General features: G+C 65.9%; 17 protein-coding genes and 1 tRNA gene. 11 read left to right on the forward strand and 7 right to left on the reverse strand.

From position 1 onward, the window contains the following. Positions 1-75: 75 nt before the first annotated feature. Positions 76-1,278, forward strand: a complete 1,203-nt coding sequence (locus FRC96_RS20945; protein ID WP_146977503.1) for a hypothetical protein — start codon at positions 76-78, stop codon at positions 1,276-1,278. A 53-nt stretch (positions 1,279-1,331) separates the two neighbouring features. Here FRC96_RS20945 and FRC96_RS20950 read toward each other — a convergent pair whose 3' ends face one another. Both FRC96_RS20950 and FRC96_RS20955 read right to left on the reverse strand, forming a co-directional pair. Continuing rightward, complete coding sequence (locus tag FRC96_RS20950; RefSeq protein WP_146977504.1) at positions 1,332-2,606, reverse strand: alpha/beta hydrolase family protein; 1,275 nt, start codon at positions 2,604-2,606, stop codon at positions 1,332-1,334. A 10-nt stretch (positions 2,607-2,616) separates the two neighbouring features. Further along, positions 2,617-2,874 (reverse strand): acyl-CoA-binding protein, encoded by a 258-nt coding sequence (locus tag FRC96_RS20955; protein WP_146977505.1) that lies wholly within the window; start codon positions 2,872-2,874, stop codon positions 2,617-2,619. Positions 2,875-3,015: 141 nt separating this feature from the next. On the opposite strand from FRC96_RS20955, the gene FRC96_RS20960 reads away from it, so the two are divergent. Then, positions 3,016-4,002 carry a YheT family hydrolase gene (locus tag FRC96_RS20960; RefSeq protein WP_146977506.1) on the forward strand — a complete coding sequence of 329 codons (987 nt, stop codon included), beginning with the start codon at positions 3,016-3,018 and terminating at the stop codon, positions 4,000-4,002. A 120-nt stretch (positions 4,003-4,122) separates the two neighbouring features. Here FRC96_RS20960 and rho read toward each other — a convergent pair whose 3' ends face one another. Then, positions 4,123-5,070, reverse strand: coding sequence for a transcription termination factor Rho (rho, locus tag FRC96_RS20965; protein ID WP_146977507.1), 948 nt, complete (start codon positions 5,068-5,070; stop codon positions 4,123-4,125). A 141-nt stretch (positions 5,071-5,211) separates the two neighbouring features. Here rho and FRC96_RS20970 point away from each other — a divergent pair, with 141 nt between their 5' ends. The 3 genes from FRC96_RS20970 (at position 5,212) to FRC96_RS20980 (ending at position 8,260) form a co-directional block, all read left to right on the forward strand. Next, positions 5,212-6,111, forward strand: a complete 900-nt coding sequence (locus tag FRC96_RS20970; protein WP_146977508.1) for a hypothetical protein — start codon at positions 5,212-5,214, stop codon at positions 6,109-6,111. A 122-nt stretch (positions 6,112-6,233) separates the two neighbouring features. After that, entirely contained in the window at positions 6,234-7,130 is an 897-nt protein-coding gene (locus FRC96_RS20975) for a hypothetical protein (protein WP_146977509.1), read from the forward strand. A 65-nt stretch (positions 7,131-7,195) separates the two neighbouring features. Then, positions 7,196-8,260 carry a S41 family peptidase gene (locus FRC96_RS20980; protein ID WP_230470541.1) on the forward strand — a complete coding sequence of 355 codons (1,065 nt, stop codon included), beginning with the start codon at positions 7,196-7,198 and terminating at the stop codon, positions 8,258-8,260. A gap of 20 nt (positions 8,261-8,280) precedes the next feature. On the opposite strand, the gene FRC96_RS20985 is transcribed toward FRC96_RS20980, so the two are convergent. Together FRC96_RS20985 and FRC96_RS22715 are read right to left on the reverse strand one after the other, a co-directional pair. Beyond that, positions 8,281-9,132 (reverse strand): hypothetical protein, encoded by an 852-nt coding sequence (locus FRC96_RS20985; RefSeq protein ID WP_146977511.1) that lies wholly within the window; start codon positions 9,130-9,132, stop codon positions 8,281-8,283. A gap of 54 nt (positions 9,133-9,186) precedes the next feature. Then, complete coding sequence (locus tag FRC96_RS22715; RefSeq protein WP_146977512.1) at positions 9,187-10,791, reverse strand: amidohydrolase family protein; 1,605 nt, start codon at positions 10,789-10,791, stop codon at positions 9,187-9,189. Between the two features lie 253 nt (positions 10,792-11,044). On the opposite strand from FRC96_RS22715, the gene FRC96_RS20995 reads away from it, so the two are divergent. The 4 genes from FRC96_RS20995 (at position 11,045) to FRC96_RS21010 (ending at position 18,597) form a co-directional block, all read left to right on the forward strand. Beyond that, positions 11,045-14,239 carry a serine/threonine-protein kinase gene (locus FRC96_RS20995; RefSeq protein ID WP_230470542.1) on the forward strand — a complete coding sequence of 1,065 codons (3,195 nt, stop codon included), beginning with the start codon at positions 11,045-11,047 and terminating at the stop codon, positions 14,237-14,239. A 53-nt stretch (positions 14,240-14,292) separates the two neighbouring features. After that, a complete protein-coding gene (locus FRC96_RS21000; RefSeq protein WP_146977514.1) occupies positions 14,293-15,942 on the forward strand; it encodes an NAD(P)/FAD-dependent oxidoreductase in 1,650 nt (549 codons plus the stop codon). A gap of 139 nt (positions 15,943-16,081) precedes the next feature. Then, complete coding sequence (locus FRC96_RS21005) at positions 16,082-17,182, forward strand: PAS domain-containing protein (RefSeq protein WP_230470543.1); 1,101 nt, start codon at positions 16,082-16,084, stop codon at positions 17,180-17,182. Further along, positions 17,179-18,597, forward strand: coding sequence for a PAS domain-containing sensor histidine kinase (locus FRC96_RS21010; protein WP_146977516.1), 1,419 nt, complete (start codon positions 17,179-17,181; stop codon positions 18,595-18,597). Before FRC96_RS21005 ends, FRC96_RS21010 begins: the two co-directional genes overlap by 4 nt. Here FRC96_RS21010 and FRC96_RS21015 read toward each other — a convergent pair. Both FRC96_RS21015 and FRC96_RS21020 read right to left on the reverse strand, forming a co-directional pair. Continuing rightward, positions 18,563-20,329, reverse strand: a complete 1,767-nt coding sequence (locus FRC96_RS21015; protein WP_146977517.1) for a M64 family metallopeptidase — start codon at positions 20,327-20,329, stop codon at positions 18,563-18,565. The two genes, FRC96_RS21010 and FRC96_RS21015, sit on opposite strands and share 35 nt — an antisense overlap. Positions 20,330-21,161: 832 nt before the next feature. Beyond that, a complete protein-coding gene (locus FRC96_RS21020; RefSeq protein WP_146977518.1) occupies positions 21,162-21,809 on the reverse strand; it encodes a nucleotide exchange factor GrpE in 648 nt (215 codons plus the stop codon). Positions 21,810-21,975: 166 nt separating this feature from the next. Between FRC96_RS21020 and FRC96_RS21025 the strand changes: the two genes are divergently transcribed. Both FRC96_RS21025 and FRC96_RS21030 read left to right on the forward strand, forming a co-directional pair. After that, positions 21,976-22,046: transfer RNA gene (locus FRC96_RS21025), tRNA-Cys, on the forward strand. 254 nt (positions 22,047-22,300) lie between these two features. Beyond that, positions 22,301-22,678, forward strand: coding sequence for a response regulator (locus tag FRC96_RS21030; RefSeq protein ID WP_146977519.1), 378 nt, complete (start codon positions 22,301-22,303; stop codon positions 22,676-22,678). Positions 22,679-22,731: the final 53 nt, after the last annotated feature.

Genomic DNA, 22,731 nt, shown 5'->3' on the forward strand with positions numbered 1-22,731 from the left:
AAGTCGCCATCGACCAGGGCCTCGCTGCGCGATCCTGGCGAAGCATTCACCCGAAGACCTACCCGGAGTAACGCCGTGAGACTGAGCCTGAAGAGACCCACCCACGCCGCCGCCCGACAGATGTGTACGATGGTGGGAGCCCTCTTAATGGGGCTGCTCGGCGCCGCAGGCTGCGTGGCCTCCGAGCAGGGGCCGGCTCCAAACAGTGAAGCGGGTCATCTTTTTGTGGATCTCAACACGCCGCTGGCCGCCGGGTGGGATGCCACGATCCTGGTGCTCGGACCGACCAACGGTGAGCAGATCTGCGATGAGACGATCGGCTGCTACCCCGACCACCGCGCGCTGGAGGCGCACGACATCTCCCTGAGTGGCGACGAGGGCGTGGTGGAGGTGGTGGGTTTTGAAGAGGTGGAGCTGATGGGGGTGGCCGGGGCGCGGGTGGCCTTAAAGGCCCTGCAGCCCGGGCGCGCCCGCGTGGAGCTCGTCTTTGATGTGGAAGGCCTGGAGCCCCCGCCTGAGAGCGACGCGGATGGCGAGGCGGACCCTGACGACGAGCCACATTTTGTGGACGCGTTCGAGGTGGAGGTTCGTGACGTGCAGCGCGTGGAGCTGCGTCGGGTGACCGGGGGCGTCGACCCGCAGGGGCGCTACGGGAGCTGCCCGGCCACCGGCGCCGGGGCCTATGTGTTTGACGATCCCGGCGAGCTTGCCATCACCGTCGAGCAGCGAAAACTCGACGCGGAGGGCCAACTTCTTCGCGGTTCCGGTCAGTTCGCGTTTGAGGTGGATCCGCCCGAGGCGATGGCGCTTTTTGATGGCGAGGAGAGCCTGCATCAGATTCGGCTGGAGCCGGCTCAGAGTGGGGTGATCGCGCTCAACGACGAGGAGGGCCAGCCGCTGATGAGCTTTCGTCTCGGAGGCCCGGAGGCGGTTGACGGAGCCCAGCCGCGCGTCATTGAGGTGACCAGCGAGGGCCAGCGCGGGTTTGCCGTCAACCGCATGGAGCAGGGACGATTTTATGAGCTTCAGCTCGGGCCGACCCTGGGGCAGGCGCCGCTCTGCGGGGGCGACGCCGTGGTCCAGAAGCAGGTGATGACCCCGGCGACCTGTGAGTTCCCCACCGCGCCCACGGCCAACTCCGTGCAGCTTGTGCGGGCGATCAACCCGGGGGAGTGCTGGGTGCGTTTCGTCTCACCCCAGGCCAACGGCGGTCGCGGCATCGCGGTGGATTTTCAGCTGGACGTGGACCCCGGCACCCCGACGCAGCCCGGCCTCTAAGGGCGCGGCCGGCGTCAGGGCGGCGATGGCTTCCGACAGTGCCTTTCGGCCGCTCACTCGTGGCGATCGAAGATGAGCTGGTCACTCAAGGGATCTTCGCCGTTGAGCATCGCTTCATACGTGGTGTCTCCGTCGAGATGCAGGCGCAAAAAGGCCATGCTGTAGGCGTTGATGACCAGGTAGGCCTCTTCATAGCCCATGTTGGTGGCGCTGCAGCCGTCTTCCTGGAAGTCATCGACGGCGCCTCCGAGAAGTTCGCAGAGGTTGGAGAAGGTGAAGTGGCCGCCGTTGGCGATGTCGATGCGGCGATGCTGTACACCCTCCATCGCCTCCCAGAGAGGATCGCCTTCGCGCTCATTGGGCAGCGTCAGGTCACGTCCGGCGGTCCACATCAGGGTGGGGATCTCGATGGCGGAGGTGCCCGGCACATACACTTCGGCGCCGGCCGGGGTCATGGGGATGGAGGCTTTGAAACGCGCATCGAGGAAGCCCTCGTCGAAGATGGCGTTCTCATCGTTTTCGAAGATCTCGCAGATGCGGTCGCTGATCGTGTCGTCGGCGCAGCCGGTGGTGACGGCTTCCATATCAAGCGTCGCTCCGGTGTTGGCCAGTGTGGTGAAGCCGCCGAGGCTGTGGCCGCTGATGGCGATCTTCGATGGCGAGATCTTGCCGTAGAGGGCGTGATCCTCGGGGAGCGCCTCGACCCAGTCCAGGATCGCGCTGACGTCCTGAGGGCGATAGACGGTTGACTCCAGCCGTACCGCACCGCCGGTGTCTCCAAATGTGTTGCCCTTATGATCCGGCGCGATCACGACGTAGCCGTGGCTGGTGAGGTACTCGGCAAAGAAATAGCTCTGCACGCTGAAGCTGCCGTTGCCGTGGGAGAAGACCATCAGCGGCGCAGGCTCCTCCTCGTCGATGGCCGGCGCAGGCTCGCGAAGCACGCCCGGAGCGTTGATGGAGTTGAGGTAGCGCGCCGGTCGCCCCTCGGAGTCGAGGGTGGGGTACCAGATGGAGATGAAGATCTCGCGCTCCTCCTCGCCATCGCCACGCGGGAGGTAGCTGATTTTGGTGTAGGAGTAGCCGGGGCGGAAATGTCCCCGCTCCTCAAGCGGCCAGGGCCGCTCGGGGAGCGCGTCCAGGGGATCGGCGTCCGCATCGTCACCGGCGTCCGACGCGTCGACATCGCCGGAGTCGGCGTCGGCGACGAGTTCGACGTCAGGAGTGCCCGCGTCGGGGCTCTCGGTGGCCGGATCGTCGCCGCAGGCGACGACAAGAAGGCTGGCAAGCCCGGCCAGAGCCAGGCGAACACGACTGGGGCTGCGCATCGGGTGTCCTTCAGGCGTTGACCAGAGAGTTGACGAGCTTGATGTAGGCCTCTTTGGCCGCGTCTTGCGACATGCCCTTTTTCTGAGCCCAGGCGTCGAACTTGGCCCGCTCGCGAATCTTTAAGCGGGAGGGTTGTTTGCCTTCGACGTCGCCGGCGGTGGCCTGCTTAAAGAGGGCATAGAGATCGAGCAGCGTGGCGTTGTCCGGCGTGCTGCCCAGCGTTTGCACCCGGCGAGTGGCGGATTCGAAGTCGTTTTGGAGGCTCATTCTGGCTCGACCCTGGGAGGAGGTTGGGGTAGTAGGAGCCTTCAAACTACCAGAGCTGAACGAAGCGGCAAGGCGCAAGCGCGGGCCCGGGCCTGGCTGTGCGCGTCCGCAGATACCTAATCTTAAAAAAGGACAGGATCGATGAAGATGCGAAACCCGCTGGAACGACTGCCCGACAGCGCCGCGCTCCGAGAGCGCCTGGGAGGGCACCTGCAGACGATCGCTCCGGCGCTCCGCCATGACTGGTTGCCGCGTAAGGCCCCCCGGGCGAGCCTCTGGCGCACGCGGGTGGCCGACGGCCGCGGTGGTGAGGTGACGCTCAGCGGGATGTTCGCCGATGTGCCCGGCGTCAGCGATCTTGTGGTGGTGGTGCACGGGCTGGGAGGCTCGGTGGATCGCGGCTACTGCGTGGAGGCCGCCCGCGCCGCGCAGCGCGCCGGGCTGCCCTGTCTGCGTCTGGCGATGCGCGGCGCCGACGGGCTTGGCGAGGATATGCACCACGCCGGCCTCACCGACGATCTGCGCGCGGTGCTCCAGCAGCCTTTTTTTGAGCGCTTTGAGCGCATCGCGCTCCTGGGCTACTCCATGGGAGGTCATGTCTGCCTCAAAGCGGTTGCCGAGGGCGTGGGGCCGAAGGTTCAGGCCGTGGCCGCCGTCTGCCCGCCCCTGGACCTGGGGGCCACCCAGCGCTGTCTGGATGCGCCGGGGAACCTGATCTATCGGCATCATCTGCTCAGCGGGCTCAACGCCATGTATGCGGGCATCGCCGAGCGCGGATCGGTGCCCACGCCGCCGCAGCGGGTGCGCCTGGCGACCACGATCCGCGAGTGGGACCAGCTCACCGTGGTGCCGCGATTCGGGTTTCGCGACGTCGACGATTATTATCGCTCGCAGTCGGTGGGCCCGCTGCTCAAGACCCTGGAGGTCCCGACGCTTGTGGTGGCCAGCCCCGGCGATCCGATGATTCCCGCCGACTCGCTGCGCGGTCCGCTGGTGAGCGCGGCGACCCGCGTCGAGGCGCGCTGGATCGCCGGCGGGGGGCATGTCTTCTTTCGGTCCGATGTCGATCTGGGCTTCGGCGGGGAGCCGGGGTTGGAGGCGCAGATCTTGAGCTGGTGCTTCCGCTGAGCTGCCGTGACCCTGACGCTTCCAGGCGGCAGTTCATCCCAAAACGACAAAAGCACGCCCCCGGAAAAAGGGGCGCGCTTTCAGGGTGCCTGTAAGCTCTGAGCCGGTCCGGCGCGTAGCTTAAAGCTGGGGGATGGAGCGCAAAAAGTTCTGATTGTTTTTGGAGTCATGCAGCCGCTTGATCATCCACTGCATGCCCTCCACCGGGCTCTGGTCCATGAGGCGACGGCGCAGAAGCGGGGTCTGCTTGCGCTCGAGCTCATCGAGCATCATCTCCTCGCGGCGGGTGCCGCTGCTGGCGATGTCGATGGCCGGGAAGACCCGTCGCAGCACGAGCTCCTCATCGAGCAAAAGCTCCATGTTGCCCGTGCCCTTGAACTCCTGGAAGATCACCTCGTCCATGCGACTGCCCGTCTCGATCAGCGCGGTGCCGATGATCGTGAGGCTGCCGCCGCCCTCCAGGTTGCGGGCCGCACCGAAGAGCTGGCGGGGGATATCGAGCGCGCCGGCGGAGACACCACCGCTTAAGGTGCGCCCGCCCGAGCCGGTGTGCTCGACGTTGTAGGCGCGCGCCAGACGGGTGATGGAGTCGAGCAGGATGAGCACATCCTTGCCTTCCAGCACTTTCTCCAGGGCGATGGTGAACGCCTTCTCCGCCACCTTGATGTGGTTGCTCGAGGAGCGATCGGAGGTTGAGGCGTGCACGTCGAAGGGCATCTTCCGACGAAAGTCGGTGGCCTCTTCGGGGCGCTCGTCGATGAGGACGGCGAGCTGGAAGATGTCGGGGTGGTTCTTGTGGACGGCTTTTCCGATCGTCTTGAGGATCGTGGTTTTGCCGGCCTTGGGCGGGCTTGTGATCAGGCAGCGCTGACCCCGGGAGATCGGGGTGAACATGTCCATGATCCGCCCGATGTACTCGTAGCGGTCGGTCTCCAGCCGGATGCGCTCTTTGGGCTGGATGGGGGTGTAGTCGGAGAGCTTCGCGGTCAGCGTAGCCAGGTCGACTTTGGGCTTGGAGCTCTGGCGATTGCCGCTGCGGCGGCGACCGCGGCTGCGATTTCTACTCATGACAGCATCGATGGGGTAGATTAAAGGAAGGGTCGAAAGAGTGCGTGGGCCCGGCGATTTATGGGGAAAGCTGCTCGACACGAGTGGAGCTGCAGGCGCGGGCGTACGAAGTCACGACTCCATAGTCAAGAGAATATGCACATGGCGCGCGAAATTGAAAACGAAAATTCACATGGCGGCCTGCATCCGGCGCTGCTGACGGTGAGCTGGCCGGACGGAAAGCGCTGGACGGCGGCGCTCTGGCAAAGCCAGGGGCGCGCCACGATGCGCGCGCTGCGCGGGTTGCTTCAGGCGCGCTATCTGGCGCATCTGAGCATGCCGCCCTCGGCCTACCTGGAGCAGGTCGAGGAGGCCGATATCCTCTCCTTCGATGTGGCCTGTTACAGCGAACTCAGCGAGAGCGATGAGGCCGGGTTGCGTGCGCTGGGCTTTGCGATGATCCCCGAGGCGCTCGACGCCGAGCAGCTCGAGCGCTTGAGTGTTTTTCGCAATGAGGCGCGTCGAAGCGGCGGGGGGACGGTCAGCGATCCGAGCTCGCTGTGGCGGCTCGGGTTCAGTCGGCCGGGTGGCATGCTGGAGGGGATGGTCAAGAGGGCGTGTGTGGCCAGCGCCCGGCGCCATGGCGAGCAGGTCTTTGGCGACCGTCCGGGCTGGCCGAGCAAGTGGCTGGTCGAGGAGCTGGGCCGCGTGATGCAGCTGGAGCTCGGGCCCAACGTGGAGGGCCTGGAGCGGCTCTGCGCGCTCTTAATCGATGCTTCCCCGGGGGAGCTCGGCTGGGTGGAGCCGGTGGCCTTTCAGGCGATCTGCGACCTTCTGGCGGTGGTGCTTCAGGCCAGCGGCCGGGGGCAGGTCGAGTGGGCCTCAAGCCCGATGGATACGCTGAGCGGGCTTGCGCCGCCGCCGATGGCGCGGATTCGTCGCGCGGGCTCCTGGCGAGCGCTGGAGCTGGGGCGGGATGTGGCCTCCAGGCTCTTGCTTCCCTTCGAGCGTCAGCAGACTGGCGAGGCGCTCAAGGGGCTTCTGAGCACGTACCTGCGCTGAGGCGCGGCGTTGTCTCGCTGCGTTGAGGGGTTAGCTTCAGAGGTGGAGAGGTCGCAGGGGCGCGCGCAGGGTGTGGCGTCGTCAGCTGCTGCGATCGGATACCACACAAGAAGGGGGAAAGGATGGCGAGCCTCAAGGGCAGGTGCGCCTCTCTGCGGGTCCATTCGACGTGGACCGGGCGGGGGCTGGCGCTGCTGATCGCGCTCGGATACTGGTGTGTTGCCGGGTGGGCGCATAGCGCGGAGCCGCAGGCGGGGGCAAACGAGGATCGCAGGGTGGAGGAGCGTGGCGAGCTCCTGCTCTTCAGCGGCATCGAGCAGATGGGAAACCGCGACGCCACCGGCTCGCCGCTGGCGTACCGAGGCCAGGCCTATCCGCTGATGCTGCGCTGGGGGCGAAGCGCGCCCCGGTGGAGCCGCGCGCTGGAGCTGGGCGGGTTTACGCCGGGGCTCAACGGGGGGCGGCTTAGCTCGGCGATCGATGATGGCCAGGGCCATTGGGCCAACGCGAGTTTTGTGGACGCGTCCTTTCAGTGGCGTTTCGCCTTGTTCAACCGCGGCGGTCGCCGTCTGGAGCTTGGTCCCCGCTTGAGTCATTGGACGATGTACCGCTCCTACCAGTACGACCCGGCGCAGATCGGCTCGGTGGAGGTCTGGGAGGCCTTTGTCTCGCTGGATGCGTCGGCCGGTCTTCGTCAGGCGCTGGGGGGCTGGGGAGAGCTGCATCTTGGCATCAACGTACCCCTGGGGGGCTATCTGATGCGCCCCAGCTACGCGGTGCGTGGGGACGAGCGGGTGCGCCTGGTCCAGGAGCGCTGGCGGGCGGTGACCGATGGCCGCTTTGCCAGCTGGGGCAGCTTCCGCATGGTGCAGACCCGCGCCGAGCTGTGGTGGACACCGGGCAAGTACCTGGGCGTGGTAGCCGCGTACCGGGGCGGGGCGTTCAGCTACGATCTGCCGCTCGATACCCGTACCTACAGCCATCGTTTCAGTCTGGGGTTGGGGCTGCTCTACAGGTAGGTCCGAGAACGCGCGATGTAGCAGGTACCGACAACCGGGGGGATGCGATGAAGACCAGAGCGCGAATGAGCGGGTGGTTTCGTGGGGTGCTTTTGGCGCTGCTGCTGATGATGGGCGGGTGCGGGGCATTTTTAGGGCCTGACCCGGCCAATACGCCCGAGAGCAACTTCGAGATCTTCTGGGAGTCCTTTGACCGTCACTACGCGCATTTCGTGCATAAGGATGTGGACTGGGACGAGGTCTACCGGCGCTACCGCCCGCGCGTGGACTCCCTGACCACCGACGAGGAACTTCTGGAGATCTTTGGCGAGATGATCCGCTACCTGGAAGACGGCCACGTGTATGTCTCGGCCGGCGAGGTGGGGAGGGTGCAGAGTGACCTTCATCTGCGGGGCTCGCGCCGCAACTACGACCGCAACCTGATCAGCCGGCGCTACATCATGGGCACGGAGCTGAGCGCCGGAGAGGGGAACTTCCGCTACGGCTGGGCCGGTCACTCCCTGGGCTACGTGCACCTGGCGACGTTGAGCGGCGCCGAGGGCATTGGCGAGGATGTTCATGGCTGGATTGAAGATCTCGACGAGGTGCTGGCGTATTTTAAAGACGCCGAAGGGCTCGTGATCGATCTTCGAAACAACAGCGGGGGCCGGGCCTTTAACACCACCTTCGTTGCCAGTCGCTTTGCGACCGACACCCGCGACTTCGTGGTGACCCGCACCCGCAACGGGGCGCGCCACGACGCTTTCTCGTCACCCACGGTCTGGAAGGTCTCACCGGCGGGGCCGCGCCAATTTACAAAGCCGGTGGTCGTGCTCACCAACCGCTACAGCTTCAGCGCTGCGGAGTGGCTCACGCTGGCGCTTCGTCAGTACGATCACGTCACGCATATCGGCACCAACAGCGGGGGAGGCCTGGCGATGTTTCTGCCGCGGGAGCTTCCCAATGGCTGGCATTACACCATCTCGGTGCAGGAGACCCGCGACGCCGACGGGATCTTCTATGAGCGCGTGGGAGTGCCGCCGCATATCTATGTGGAGAACAGCCCGGATGACGTCAGCCAGAATCGCGACGCGATCCTGGAGCAGGCGCTCATTCACCTGCGAAAGCAGGCCGGGCTGCCCGCGCGCTGAGAGGCGATGGGGCCCCGGCCTCAGTCGGGGCTTCGCACTGAGACGCCCAGGCCCACCGCCCAGCCCGCTGCGCTGTTGCGCGAGAAGGGGGTCAGGTAGCCGTCGGCCTCCAAAGCGATGCGCTCGGTGAGGGGAACGAAGATCGACGGGCCCACCGTCAGGTAGCTCTTCGAGATGCGGTCGTCGCTCAGAGGGAAGACCGCCGAGGAGGTCAGCGCCACGGTGGCGGTATCAAAGAGGTTGTAGCCCACCTGGGCCATGGTGACCAAACCATCGGAGAAGTCGCCCACCTCGGTACCATCAAAGGTCCAGGCGCTGCGATGCTGGTAGCCGACATCGGCGTAGAAGTAGACGCCCAGATCATGGTGGCCGCCTCCGGCGGAGAGCCAGAGCGTCAGGTCGACCTGCTGGTCGCCGCGCGCAGGCGTAAGGTCACCGGGGGGGCGCCCGTAGAGGGGGAGTTTGGCCTCCAGCCTCACCGAGGTGGGCACCTTGAGGTTGAGCGGCGACGCCTGGATCGCCAGGTTCATATCGCCCGGGCCAAAGTCGGAGTAGCTCTGCGAGCCGAAGCGGTTTCGGGCATACGTCAGCGGGACATAGGTCTGCAGGTGCACGCCATCGAGCAGGCCCAGCTCGGCGTAGAGGTAGGTCGTGGCGCTGAAGTAGTCGACGCCGGTGACCAGAAAGCCCTCCGGCGTCCGGAAGGCGTTGGCCTGATAGGCCGACTCGCCGACTTTGACGTAGTAGTCGCCGCTGTCTTTGGTCCAGGGGCCTGCCAGCGCCTCGGGCATGGCCAGGGTGGAGACGAGTGACGAGACGAGAAGCGCCGCGCAGAGGGGCAGCGCGGCGCGGAGGCGAAGCGATTTGGGCATGATTCTACGGCTCAGTCTGGCCGAGGATCATCCATCGCAATCTCGGCCGAAAAATCAGGGGCAAAGGACCAGGTCGAGGAGCTCGTCGCCGCGACCGTACTGTTCGTCTTCCGGGTAGCCAGTGCCCTCGAGGATGTCAATGAGCTGCTGGCGGATCGCGGCGTAGGTCTCATCGCGACGATCGCCGGCCGAGGGGCTATCCTGGACGCACAGAAACTTGGATGTGCCGCAGGTCGGGAAGGTTTCACAGAACTCGTTTCTCGCGGCGGCCTCTTCGAGATCGGCGTCTCCGAAGTAGACCTGGCCATCGATCATGCTCAGGCGCACGTCGGAGGCTTCGCTCTCCAGCACCGCCAGGTAGGGATCGTTGGCCTGGCGTCCGAAGACGACGATGTCGGCGCCGTACCCCGGCTCCAGCTGGCCGACACTGTGCTCCAGGCCCACGGCGATGGCACCGTCCCAGGTGGCCATCTCCCAGATGCGCTGAGGGGTGAGCGCCTCGATCTCCTGCTCCTGGCCGTAGCGGTAGGCCACGCGCATCTCGGCGAGCATGTCGAACTCGCCAGATACGGTCCAGTCGGGGCCGAGCGCGGTGATGATGCCTAAGTCGAGGATGGACTCGATGTCGGCCGTCACCCCGTAGAGCGCCAGGTTGCTCGACGGAGACCACACGATCTTGGAGTCGGTCATGTAGACCTCCTCAAGCTCGGCGTCGGTTAGCGCTACCGAGTGAATCAGCATCGCCGTGCCGTTGTAGAGCAGCGAGGTGCCGGCGTGGCGGTTGTCGCGGGTGTCGCGGCCGGCAAAGGAGCTGAACTCCAGCTCAATGTTGTCGCCGCTGATGCCCTCGGCCATGTGCACGGCCAGGCGCGTCTTGGGCTCGTCCGGATCGTTGAAGCTCTCGATGTAGCTCTCGGCGTCGGAGTCGGTGATGTCGCGTGGCGAGCCGATGGTGGTGCGCATGTGGTTGTAGCCCAGCCCGTGGTAGTGGTCGGCGTTTCGCGTGCCCCAGTCGACGCAGCGCTGCTGGAAGGACTGCCCCATCACGGTGGTGGTGCCGTGAATCACCGAACGCAACTCTCCCCATTTGGCAGCCGGGCAGTAGTGGGTGCCGGTGCTACGGCGGTTGGCGTAAGGCGCCACATGCGCCTCATAGCCGGGATCTTCCGCCCACTGGTAGCGGTTTCCGAAGAAGCCGGCGTCGCCGGGGATCCAGGGCATCAAGAAGTTGTAGGGCAGGTGATTATGGGCATCGATAAGCCCCGGGGAGATCACCCCGTTCGTATTGATCACGGTCACCGTCGCCGCGCCCGGCTCGCCGGAGCAATCGTCGGCGACGCAGGTGATGGCGCCACCTTCAATGAGCACCTCGCCATCGTCGATGGGACCGTCCAGGGTGAGGACGGTGCCGCGGAGCAAAAAGCCTCCGGCGCCTGCGCGCTCGACTTCGGCGGGAGGGGAGGGCTGCGAGCCCACGTCTTCGATCGGGTCGGCGTCGGTGTCGTCTTCGGCATCCGGCGGATCGCCGGCGTCGGGGGCCTCGGTATCGGGCTGGCCGGTATCGGGGTTGGTGATGGGCGGGTCGGCGCTGGAGCAGGCGGCGCTCAGAGCGAGGACAAGCAGGGCTGTGGCGCGCAACAGATAAAGCGAAGATCGCATGGTCTCTCCCATTGAAGTCGGCGCCAGTGTATCGACTTCGCCTCGTAGGTGAAACGATCTTCGCCAGATCGTCACCGTATCGTTCCACGGCGGCGGGGCTGACCGGTGAGTCGGTTGAGGATCTGCGGGGCGCGTGGCATGTTAGGCAGACGCGGCATTGACCGGTGTGGGTCGATCCTGTGGCGAGTAACCCCGGGCAAACTAGATGGCCATTGAAAACAAGCAGCGAGCGCGCAAGCGCAAGTCCAGGAGCGTGTCTGCGACCAAGGTCTTTGCGGGGCGCTACGCCTACAAAAAGCCGCTGGGCCGGGGGGCGGGCGGCTCGGTCTATCTGGCCGAAGATCTGCGCGAGGGCGAGCGCGAGGTGGCGCTCAAGGTGCTCTCGGCCGACGCATACAACAGCGTGCAGGGTAAGATGCTGCGCCGGGAGTTTGAGATCCTCTCCAAGCTCTCGCACCCCAACCTCGTGCGTGTCTTCGATTACGGCAGCCTCCCCGACGGCGGGGTGTACCTGGCCGAGGAGTACATCGACGGGTTCAGCCTGCAGGACGCCCGCGCGCTCCTGGAGCCCGCGGCGCTGATCGACATCACGCTGCAGCTCTTGCAGGGGTTAAGCTACCTGCACGCGATGGGCATGATTCATCGCGACATCAAGCCGGCCAACGTGATGCTCTTGTGGCTCGACGACGCCTCGGCGCTGCCGATGGCCAAGCTGGTGGACTTCGGCCTCTCCAGCATGGATCCCAAGCGCGACACGCTGCGCGGGGGCACGCGCTCGTACATGGCGCCGGAGGTCATTCGTGGCGAGAAGGGCGAGCAGCGCTCCGACCTCTACAGCCTGGGTGTCACGCTCTATTACGCGCTCTGCGGGGTGCTTCCTTTCGGTCCGCGCAGCAAAGAGGACCCGCCGCCGACCGAAGAGGACTTTCGGCCGCCGGAGCCCCACCGCCTCAACGCGGAGGTGCCGCTGGAGTTGAGCCGCTTTACGATGGCGCTTTTGCGACAGCTCCCCGACGTCGACTATGCCGACGCTGGCGAGGCGCTTCAGGCGCTGGCCCAGGACACCGGCGTGCTTGAGCAGTGGTCGGCCGGGCGGATGGCCAACTCGCTCGACGTGGCGGCCACGCCGGTGATCCGCGGTTATTTCGAGCGCGGTATTCTGGCGCGGCGGATCGATGAAGACGATCTTCTGCTGGAGTGGCTCTCGACCAATGAGACCGAGGCGATGGGCCAGCTCTACCTGATCCGCGGTGCGGACGGGGCCGGGAAGTCGCGTCTTTTGCACGACGTGCAGGCCTCCTCGAAGTTGGGAGGACACGTGGTGCTCGAGAGCACCTGTTATGAGGGGATGGGCCCCTACGCGCTGCTGACCGACCTTGTGACGCAGACCATGGAGCTCGCGCTCAGCCAGGATCAGCTGGGGCTTGAGCCCTATCGACCGGCGTTGCAGGCCCGCCAGCTGATGACCTCGCTGGGGATTCTGACCGCCGGGGAGCGGGTGCAGCCTTATGTGGAGCAGGCCTGGATGCGCGCGGCTCTGGAAGAGGCCGTGGGGTTACTCAAGCCCCAGCAGCTGGTCTTTTTCATCGATGAGCTGCACCTGGCCGATGAGGCGAGTCTCGAGGTTTTGGAGGACTGGTTTCGGGCGGTGAAGGTGCGAAACCGCCCCGACATCGTCGCCGCGTTGACCGAGGGTGACGTCTGCGCCCGCCTTCAAAAAGGGCAGGGCGTGCAGCTGCTGCCAATTGAGGGGGTGGTGCGCGACGACGTCTCCGACTTCTTTGGAGAGCAGCTGGCGTTGCGCGGCCTCTCGGAGGAGTGGATTGAGGACGTCAATCGCGCTGCGCGGGGGCGTCCGGCCTACGTCGAGGAGCTGTGTCGCTATCTGATTGATGCCGGGCTGCTGCGTCGTGAGTCGGCTTCACGCTGGGAGGCGCGGCTTGGCGAGGTGGAGGCGCGAGGCGTCCCGGCGTCGTTGCGCGAGTCGCTCAGGCGTCGGGTCACCGCGGTGGGTGCGGCCGGGCGAGAATGTCTGGAGCTTCTCTCGCTGATGGAGCGTCCGCTGCTCTGGGAGAGCGTCCGCAAGCTCCTGGTCGCCGGCGGGGCGAGCGCCGCGGAGGCTGAGCGCACGCTGCAGACGGTGTTGTGGCGCAACCTCGTGGAGATCGATCTTCTGGCCGGCGGCCGCTTTGTACGGCTGATCCACGATGAGCTTGGCGAAGCGGTCTCGGATATGATCAGCCCGGAGTGGCGGCGGGCCTTGCATCGGCGTATCGGTCAGCAGCTGACAAAAGACTGGCGTCGGGGGGCGGCACGTGCGGCGGAGGCCGCGCATCATCTGGCCGCCGGGGGCAACCTCGATCTGGCGGCGCATTACTTCATCATGGCGGCCGAGGAGGAGCGGGCCGACGGGGACATCGCCCGGGCGTTCGCGCTCTTTCAGCGAGCCGATGAGGCGCTCACCGATGGGCCGGAGCGCGCGCTGGTGAGCCTTCATCTGGCCAATCTCGCGATGGCCCATTTCGATGCGACGGGCGCGCGCTCGTGGCTGAAGCGCGCCGAGGAGCTCTCGCGATCATGCCCCTCGCGTTGGTTGCGCTGGCAGGTGCTCTTCCGCGGCGCGGAGCTGATGCTCTACGTTGGCGATATGGCGCAGGCGGAGCGCTGGCGCGCACGCATCGACGAGGAAGGTGTCTCGGAGTTTGGCGTCGTCGATCTGCTCGCCCTTGACGCGCGTTTGCTGCTCGGGCGCGGCAAGCTTGAGCTCGCCGGAGAGATGTTGCAGCGCTGCGTTGAGCGTGCCGCAGACGGGGTGGTGCTCTACCGTCAGGCCAGCGCGCTCGGGAGCCTCGCGCACGTGCAAATCCTCTGCGGCCAGTCGGCCCTGGGGCTTAAGAGCTATCAGCAGGCCATTGAGACGGCCGATCGGCTGGGCGAGGAGGGGTTGCGCTCGGAGGTGCGCACAGGCTACGGGGCCGATCTGCGTCGTATTGGCAGCCCGGTGGAGTCGCGCGATGCGCTCCTGGAGGCCCTCGATCTTGCCCTGCAGGCGGAGCGGGCCTGGGTGGTAATCGAGGCGCTTTTTCAGCTGGCCTGGACCCTGGCCACGCTGGGCAACCGCTCCGATGCGCGTCGCCGGGCCTCGGAGGCCTACCGGCTGGCTCAGGAGCTGGGACACCGAGCCTCTGAGGAGAAGATCGCGCTCTTCCTGGGCGGGCTTGTGCTGCGTAGCCGTGCTGAGCAGGAGATCGGCGCCGAGCAGCTCGAGCGTGTCGCGCTGGCCTTCGACGCCCGAGAAGATTATAGGGTCGAGCGCGCCGAGCTGCTGATGGCCACAGGCGATCTGATGATCGAGCTGCAGCTGGCCGATGTCGGTGCGCGTCTTCTGCAACGGGGGCGAAACCAGGCCTTCCGTATGGGAGCTCACGGGCTCCTCCCCAGGCTCTAAGTCGGCGCGATGCCGCCGGCCCATGCCTCCCAAATCACCTCGAAGTGACCGCGATGAACCAGTCGAAGAGCAAGCGTCTGCGCGTGGGCGATCTGCGCGTGGACTTTCAGTCCGATGAGAGCGAGCTTCGCGCTCAGGCCGCCAAAAAGTTAGGGGTCAGCCCCTCGGATATCGAGGAGGTTGAGATCCTCAAGCGCAGCCTCGATGCGCGCGGGCGGCCGCGCTACGTCTACAATGTGGAGGTGGCGCTCAGCGATGCGCAATCACTGGGCAAGCTGCCCGAGGGGGTCAAAGAGGCGCCGGCGCCCGGGAGCCTGGCACCCGAGCGCTTCAACCCCCGCAAAAAGGAGCGCGTGATCGTCATCGGCGCCGGCCCGGCGGGGCTTTTCTGCGCCAACCGACTGGCCGACAGCGGCGTGGAGACGGTCCTGCTCGACCGCGGGCAACCGGTGGAAATTCGGGGGCGAGATGTCTCGGCGTTGATGCACCGCGGCGAGCTCAAAGAAGACAGCAACATCTGCTTTGGCGAGGGCGGCGCCGGGACCTGGTCCGACGGCAAGCTCTACACTCGCGTCAACGACGTGCGCGTGCGCCACGTGCTGGAGACCATCGTGGCGCTGGGCGGCCCTGAAGAGATCCTCATCAATGGCAAACCGCACCTGGGCACCGACCGCCTGGTCGCGCTCTGCAAAGCGTTTCGAGCGCACCTCCTCAATGAGGGCTGCCAGGTGCGATTCGGGGCGTTTGTGAGCGAACTGATCGTCGAAGAGGAGCGTGGCGAGCGGGTGGTCAAGGGCGTGCGCCTGCGCGACGGGGAGCGCATCGACGCCGACCGCGTCGTGCTGGCGGTGGGGCATTCCGCCCGCGAGATTTACCGCCACCTGGCCGACTTAAAGGTCGCTATGGAACCCAAGCCTTTCGCGGTGGGCTTTCGGGTGGAGCATCGTCAGGAGCTCATCAACAGCATTCAGTACGGCAAATACGCGGATCTTCCCGATCTTCCGGCGGCCGACTATCGCCTTGCCGAAAACCTGGGCAAAGGCGCCGAGCGCCGGGGCATCTACAGCTTCTGCATGTGCCCGGGCGGTCAGGTGGTGCCCTCGCATACGCTTCCCGATGGCATCTGCGTCAACGGCATGAGCCACGCCAGCCGAAAAGGGCACTGGGCCAACTCGGCGCTGGTGGTCAGCGTGCGCCCCGAAGACTTTGGCGCCTTCGGCCCCATTGAGGAGCTCGACGACTACGACGGATTGCTCGCCGGGATGGCTTTTCAGCACGAGGCGGAGCGACGCGCATACACACTCGGTGGTGGAGGCTTTGTGGCGCCGGCCCAGCGTGTCAGCGACTTCAAACAAGGGGTGGCGAGCACCTCGGTGCGAAAGACGACCTACAAGACGGGTATCGCGCCCGGTGATCTGTCGAGCTGCTATCCGACCTTTGTGATCGACGCGCTGCGCGTGGCCCTCGACGGCTTTGAGCGGCGGATGCGTGGTTTTGTCAGCGACGACGCGCTGCTCATCGGCGTGGAGACGCGCACCAGCGCGCCGGTGCAGATCGACCGCGACGCGTCGTCTTACCAGTCCACCTCGGTGGCGCGGCTCTACCCCTGTGGTGAGGGCAGCGGTTACGGGGGCGGCATCGTCAGCGCGGCCATCGACGGGCTGCGCGTGGCGGAGACGATCCTGGAGACGCTCAGCGCCTGAGCCTCTCCGGGAGCGGGCGGGAAACTTGCGATTGTGGCGTCAAACTGCGAGGTTAGACGCTGTGGTCGCCCCGTGCGCGGCCGATAACGCGCTTTTGACTCGCCTTATGACGTCTGCCCCTTCTCGAACGATTTGGATTGTGGACGCGCTCGATGAGCGCGCCGCAGAGATCGCCGAACTTCTGGCGCCGCTCAACGCGACCCTTCGCGTCTACGCGGACGCCCGAAAGGCGGTCTTCCATGCTCGGCGCGCCGCGCCCGAGCTGGTGGTGCTGGGCGTGGAGCAATGCACGATCCCTCCCGATGAGATCCTGGGATGGACGCGCCAGTTCAGCGAGACGGCCACGATGCCGGTGATCCTCGTCCACGAAGACGATGCGCAGGACGAGGTCATCGACCTGGCGATGGCGCGCGGGGCGACCGACGCGGTGAGGCGCTCCTCGCTTCGGGACGAGCTTGCGCGACGGGTGCGCTGGCGCCTGCCCGTGGCGAGGCGCGAGGTCGGAGGTGGTGACGAAGCGACGCGCTCGTTTGAGTTTCTGGATCGGGTGATTCACGCCAGCCCCAACGCTATTGTGGCGGCAAGGCGCACGGGTGAGGTTGTGCTCTTTAACGCCGCCGCCCAGCGGGTGCTGGGTTGGAGTGAGAGCGAGGCGATGACGCTCAACGTGCGCGATCTCTATCCGCCTCGGGGGGCCGAGCGCATCATGCATATGTTGCGCAGCGGCCAGCATGGCGGACGCGGTCGCATTGAGTCGCTTCGCGAGGAGGTCGTAGATCGTCACGGAGAGCGCATCCCGGTGGACATCTCGGCCGCGCTGGTGATGGAGGATGAGCGGGAGGTGGCCACCGTGGGCATCTTCACCGATCTTCGCCAACGCCTGGCGATGGAGGAGCGTCTTCAGGAGGCGTTTGAGACGCTGGAGCGCACGCAGCGCCAGGCGGTGATCGCCGAGCTGGCCGGCGCCGCCGCCCATGAGCTCAACCAACCGCTGACCAGCCTGATGGGCTATGCGGAGCTTCTGCAGCGCCAGGGGCACAGCGCCGAGCTGGCCGAGCGTGCCGTCGACACCATCCATCAGGAGGCCCGTCGTATCAGCGAGATTGTGCGCAAGATCGGGCGCATCACACGCTACAAGACCAAAGAGTATGCCGGGGGTGAGCTGATTGTGGATCTGGATGAAGCAGGACCCTCGGAGCCGGTGCCCTCACCGGCCTCCGAGCAAGGAGATGGACTATGAGTGAGACCGTCGCAGCCGAGATGATCAACTTCGCGCGGGTGCTCGATGAGCTGCGCGACCCGGTGGCGGTATGTGATGCCACCGGACAGCTGATCTACGTCAATCGGCTCGCGCGAGCCTTCCTCGGTATCGCGCAGGGCGCGGCGCTGCCGGGGTTGAACCTCACCCAGCGCGAGACCTTCTCTCAGATGCGGCTGCAGCCATCCGAAGACGGCCGCGAAGAGTATTTTCTGGGCGGCGTCTCGCTGCAGGGGTGCGAGCGCGAGACGGTCTCGGTGAGCCTGGCGCCCATGGGTGATGGCAACTACCGCGTGCTCTTTGAGCCGGAGACCGACGAGCGCCTGGCCCCGATCATCGATCAGATCGACGCGCTGGTGGCGATCTGCGACGGCCGACGTCAGGTGCGCCTGGCCAACGCGGCGCTGACCCGGGTGCTGGGGCTTGCTCCAGGCGAAGATCCGGAATGCGACCTGCTCGACATCTTCGCGCCGGAGGACCGCCCGCGTCTGCGGGTGGCGGCCTCGCGCGCCCTCGCCGGCACCATGCCCGAGCCGGTCTTCACGCGTCTGGTGGGCAGCGACTTGCCCGACGGCGGGGAGCAAGTGCAGGTGCGCATTCGCCCCATCTCGCCAGAGGAGGGGAGTCGGCATCGTCCGATGCGCGGTCTTGTGGTGGTGGTTCAGCCCAGCCAATCCTCGCTCGAAGAGCTCAAGCGCCGCTTCGCTCGCGCCGAGGAGCTGATGAGCCTGGGGCAGCTCGCCGCCGGTGTGGCCCACGAGCTGAAGAACCCGCTCACAAGCATCCTGAACTACGCCGATTATCTGCTGCGCAAGTACCGCGGGCAGCTCTTTGATCCTCGCGATGGCGAGCGCCTGCAGCACATCATTGAGGGCGTGGAGCGTATCGATCGCTTCGTGCGCGATCTTCTCAACCTGGCCGGCACCGAGGGGGCGACGCTCGAAGAGGTGGAGCTTCACGGATGCATTCGCACCGCGGTGGGGCTGTGCGAGGTGCCGCTTGAGCAGCATCAGGTGGAGGTGCGCTACGAGCTGGCCGAGGCGCCGCTCGCGTTGCTGGGGCACGCCGGAGGGCTGCAGCAGATCTTTGTGAACCTGATCACCAACGCCGCCCGCGCGATGGAGGGGCCCGGAGGGCGCATCGACATCTGCACGCGCGTCGACGGGGACGAGGCGGTGATCGAGGTCCGTGACAACGCCTGCGGGATGGCCCCTTCGGTGCTCGACCGTGCGTTTGAGCCCTTCTTCACCACATCTACCAACGGCAAGGGCTCCGGCCTCGGGCTCTCGCTCGTCGGCCGGATTGTGGAGCAGCACGGGGGAAGCGTCAGCGCCGAGTCGGAGGAGGGCTCGGGCACAACCTTTACGGTGCGTCTTCCCGTTTTACCCACAGAGTAAACGTGTCGTTGACCGCCGGGTGGTCGCTCGCCAGAAAATCGGTCGTGTTGGTGACCTGCGCGCGCAGCTCGACCCAGCCGGAGCCCTCGGCGTCGGTAAACGTCGCACCTCCCACGCGCTGGCGAGCGCCCTCACCGATTTTGCGATCCCCGAGATACCAGGTCACCGCGTAGCGGCCCGGCGCGTCGCGTCGCGGCACACGCGCCTCGATCACACCGGGTGAGACGCGCTCCACCACCAGCGCCTCATTCGGGGTGGGGTCGACCCCGGAGTAGAAGCGTCGCACCATCTGCTCGGCGCAGACCGGGCAGAAGTCGTCGCCGCTGTCTTTCATCATGCACTCGTAGCTCGGGCGCACGAGAAACTCGCAGTTGTAAGCCCGCTCATAAGCCCCCACCGGATGCGCCGTGGCCTGATTGGGCGGCGTCGGCAGCGGAGTATCTGCGCCCACCCAGGCATCCCAACTTAAGGGCTCGCCCTGGCGCAGCTCGTCGATGTTGGCCGGCAGTGGGATGAAAGGTTCATTAAAGAAGCAGGGGTCCCCGTCGACCATGTATTCATCGCCGAGCATGCCCAGGGTGTGGCCCAGCTCGTGGACGACGGTGTCCGGGAAGCTCTGGCGGTTGTCGTAGGTCGTCACCAGCGAGACGTAGACGCCGGCAAAGCCGGAGACTTTGCGCGTGTTGGAGAGAAGCACGATCTCGTCGTACTGCGCCAGCGCGGCGGCCTCAAACATCCTTCCGACCTGAATCGGCAGCGCCACCCGGTCGGAGACCTCGCCAATATCGATGTTGAAGATGTCGGCCACCGCCGGGATCACAAAGGTCGTCTCAAAGACCGTGTCACGCAGCCGCCCCTCGCACGCCGTCTGCCCGAAGCGGCAGTCGTAGCCGGCGCCGGATTCGTTGCTGGGTGTCCACACGCTGTGCACGTTGAAAAGATCGCGGTGCTCGATAAAGGGTGAGGTCTGCAGGATGCGCTCGGCCACCGCCTGAGCGTCGCCCTCGAAGAGGGCGCGCTCCTCGTCGGTGTAGCCGTCGGCCAGGATCACAATGTCCATGCGATCGTCGGCCGGACCGCTCTCGACGATGGTGTCGACCTGCCCCTCGACGCTGTTGGGCTCGGCCTGCGCAAGAAGCTCCTCGATGGGGAAGCGGCCCAGCTCGACCCAGCTCCCATCGGCCTGCGCAAGCTCCAGGATGTAGTCCTCGGCCCCGGCGACATCTGTGGGGACGCGCGTGGCGAACTGGGTCAGCGGCGTGTACTGCGCGCGCACCAGCGCGTAGACCTGGTTGGCGTTGAGCTCGACGGCAGCCTGCTGGTCGAGGAGCAGGTTCAAAAACTCCAGCAGTTGAAAGAGGCTGTTGACCCGTTGGGACCAGAGGGTGGCGCCCTGCGTATCTTCAATGCGCGCCCGGGTGATCCAGTGGGTGTCGGTGTCGTGAGCGTCGTCATCGACGAAGAGCGGCGTGTCGACCACCCGGGCGACCTCCACCGAGGGCGGCGCGGAGGGGTTACTCCCCAGAATGGCGTCGAAGATCACCATACGCGCCTGGCGGGCTTCGGCGGCGAGTTCGACGGTGTTGCCTTCGTCCATGCCCAGCTGTGCGCCCTCCTGTTCGGGTGCTGCGGTGCGCAGCTGAAGGGTCGAGCCGTCGTCGATACCTTCGACACAGGCGCTCAACATGATCGCGGCGCCCGCGACCAGGGACCAACGGAGAAGTCGATGCATGCGCGTTCCACAGATAAGGAGGTTGAGGGGGGGACTACCCGTGCAGGCTAGCGGAGTGTAAGTTAGCACACAACGTGGGTGCCAGGCCGGGTAGTGAGCCGGCGCGAGGAGGAAGGATGTGGACCTGGATGACGCTCGGGGTGTTGGTGGTGTTGATCGCGGCCGTGGGCTGGTTCGGCTGGCGCCTGGCGAGGATGCGTCGCGCCGGTGAGGCGCGCGCGGAGCGCCTCAGCGACGTGCGCACCTTTACCGATCGCATGGGGCTCGACCACGTCTGGGAGACCTCGATCTTTCAGTCCCACGTCATCGGTATGCGCGGCGAACTCAACGGCTTCCGGGTGCGCGGCGAGCTCTGGGACGAGCCCCAGCGCGACGCGTATCGCCTCTCGGTGCGGTTCCCAAAGGTGCTGCGCCAGCCGATGAAGATTCGCCGCAAAGGAAGCAACGGGCGTGTGCTCCCGGGGCGCGGGCTGGTGGCGGTGAGCACCGGGGATGAGGCCTTTGACGCGCGCTTTGCGACCATGGTCAGTGAGGCTGCCTCCGAGAAGATCGAGGCGCTGCTCGACGCCAACCTGCGTGAGCGCATGGTGGCGCTCGCCGAGAAAGTCACCTCGCTGCGCCTGGGCAACCGCTCCCTCTACGTGGTGGCCGAGGATGAGGTGGAGGCCGAGGTCGTCGACCGTTTGCTTCGCGAGACCTTGCGTGTGGCCGTGCTACTCTATAACAGCTCGGTCGAGGTCGGCCCGCTGACCTCGACGCGCTCCACCCAGTATGAGCAGGTCTCGCTCGATATCTTTGGCAGAGACACCTCGCGGGAGGCCTCGGCCGAGGATCAGGAAGGGGAGTCCGAGGCGTCCGAGCCTGAAGTGGCCGCCGAAGAGATGGAGTCCGGCTCGCCGCCCGATGACGAGTCGTCCGCCGAAGACGAGCCCGCCGCCGGGGATGATGGGGCGTCGAAGCGCTGATCGGAGGCCACCTCGACCATCGCCGCGCGCAGCTGACGATCCTGATGGCGGTAGCCCGCGCGCAGGCAGCTGAGCACGCTTCCCGCGGGCACCTCGTCGCTGACGCGGGTGCTAACCGCCTCATGCCATTGAGGCTCGAAAGGCTCGCCGGGGCCAGGTTCGATGCGCTCGATCCCATGGCGCGCCAGCGCTTGCACCAGCGACCCACGCGCCATCTTGAGGCCCTCATAGAGCGCGTCGTTCTCGGAGTCCGGGGCGCTGTGACGAAGCCCCTCATCCAGCGCGTCGAGGGCTGGCAGCAGGTCGCGGACCACCGGGTGGTGGGCGTACTGCAGCTCCTGGCTGTGCTCTCGGCCCAGGCGTTCGACGCGGCGGCTGTGATCGTCGTCGGCCTGCTCAAGCTCGGCGCGGTGGTGGCGCTGCAGCCGACGCAGCTCGCGGCGATGGTACGAAAAAAAGAGCGCCAGCGCTCCGAGCGCGACCGCCGTCATGATTATAAGTAGTGCAACCGTCATCCCTGCTGTCCTTTCAAGGGGTTAGATGCGCTGCGGAGTCTGCACCCGGAGCCGCCCCCGGGTCAACGCAGCGCCGGAGCACAGGGCGACGTTGACTTTAATGCGGATCGCGGGCACAAACATCGTTGACAGCCCCCCGGGGCGGTGTTAGTTCAAATCCTGCGCTGGCGGCGTAGCCAAGTGGTAAGGCATGGGCCTGCAAAGCCTTGATCACCGGTTCGAATCCGGTCGCCGCCTCTCACAACTCAGCGTGTCGAAGAAGCCCCGATGAACCTCGTTTCATCGGGGTTTTTTCATGCGCGTCGCCCGGCGCGTTTCTCCCCGGAATCGGGTTGCGTTCGGCGGGGAAGTGGCGATCATGGTCGGGTGTGCCCCTGACCCTCCGATTTCTTTGACGATGTGCGGGGGGGCAGCTTAGGGTGTGGCCCGCAGTCGGCGTAACGATTCGTTGCGTCTCAGGTGTCGAACCAACGACGTGTCAGGAGGCAGCGATGGAGTCTCGTCGCAAAGTGATGATTCTCGATGAAAACATCCTCGATGTGATGGAGGTTGAGCAGAGCCTCCAGGGGGGCGGGGGATACGAGGTGGTGCATCTGGCCACCCCCAACGGTGCGCTCTCAAAGATCGAATATGAGCGCCCCGAGATTTTGTTGATCGACGTGGCGATGAATCGCCTTAACATCGACGACCTGCTCGGGACGCTGCGCGCTTCGGTGGACTACGATGAGATGGTGATCGTGGCCTACAGCGACATGGACGCCGATCGTCTCCAGCAGTTCTGTGTCGATAACGAGATCAACGGGTATTTCTGCAAGTCGATGGATGTCACCCAGATCGGTGACTTCCTCGATAAGTTCTACGAGTACTGAACAACGTCTTTTAGTTATCGAGTTACCTGATCCCTGAATGCGGCGACCGGGGG

The organism is Lujinxingia vulgaris (assembly GCF_007997005.1).
Classification (GTDB): Bacteria; Myxococcota_A; Bradymonadia; order Bradymonadales; family Bradymonadaceae; genus Lujinxingia.

Coding starts and splice junctions, on each gene's coding strand:
- FRC96_RS20950 (WP_146977504.1), bottom strand. CDS start 2,606: ATGCGCAGCCCCAGTCGTGTTCGCCTGGCTCTGGCCGGGCTTGCCAGC.
- FRC96_RS20955 (WP_146977505.1), bottom strand. CDS start 2,874: ATGAGCCTCCAAAACGACTTCGAATCCGCCACTCGCCGGGTGCAAACG.
- FRC96_RS20960 (WP_146977506.1), top strand. CDS start 3,016: ATGAAGATGCGAAACCCGCTGGAACGACTGCCCGACAGCGCCGCGCTC.
- rho (WP_146977507.1), bottom strand. CDS start 5,070: ATGAGTAGAAATCGCAGCCGCGGTCGCCGCCGCAGCGGCAATCGCCAG.
- FRC96_RS20970 (WP_146977508.1), top strand. CDS start 5,212: ATGGCGCGCGAAATTGAAAACGAAAATTCACATGGCGGCCTGCATCCG.
- FRC96_RS20975 (WP_146977509.1), top strand. CDS start 6,234: ATGGCGAGCCTCAAGGGCAGGTGCGCCTCTCTGCGGGTCCATTCGACG.
- FRC96_RS20980 (WP_230470541.1), top strand. CDS start 7,196: ATGAGCGGGTGGTTTCGTGGGGTGCTTTTGGCGCTGCTGCTGATGATG.
- FRC96_RS20985 (WP_146977511.1), bottom strand. CDS start 9,132: ATGCCCAAATCGCTTCGCCTCCGCGCCGCGCTGCCCCTCTGCGCGGCG.
- FRC96_RS22715 (WP_146977512.1), bottom strand. CDS start 10,791: ATGCGATCTTCGCTTTATCTGTTGCGCGCCACAGCCCTGCTTGTCCTC.
- FRC96_RS21000 (WP_146977514.1), top strand. CDS start 14,293: ATGAACCAGTCGAAGAGCAAGCGTCTGCGCGTGGGCGATCTGCGCGTG.
- FRC96_RS21010 (WP_146977516.1), top strand. CDS start 17,179: ATGAGTGAGACCGTCGCAGCCGAGATGATCAACTTCGCGCGGGTGCTC.
- FRC96_RS21015 (WP_146977517.1), bottom strand. CDS start 20,329: ATGCATCGACTTCTCCGTTGGTCCCTGGTCGCGGGCGCCGCGATCATG.
- FRC96_RS21020 (WP_146977518.1), bottom strand. CDS start 21,809: ATGACGGTTGCACTACTTATAATCATGACGGCGGTCGCGCTCGGAGCG.
- FRC96_RS21030 (WP_146977519.1), top strand. CDS start 22,301: ATGGAGTCTCGTCGCAAAGTGATGATTCTCGATGAAAACATCCTCGAT.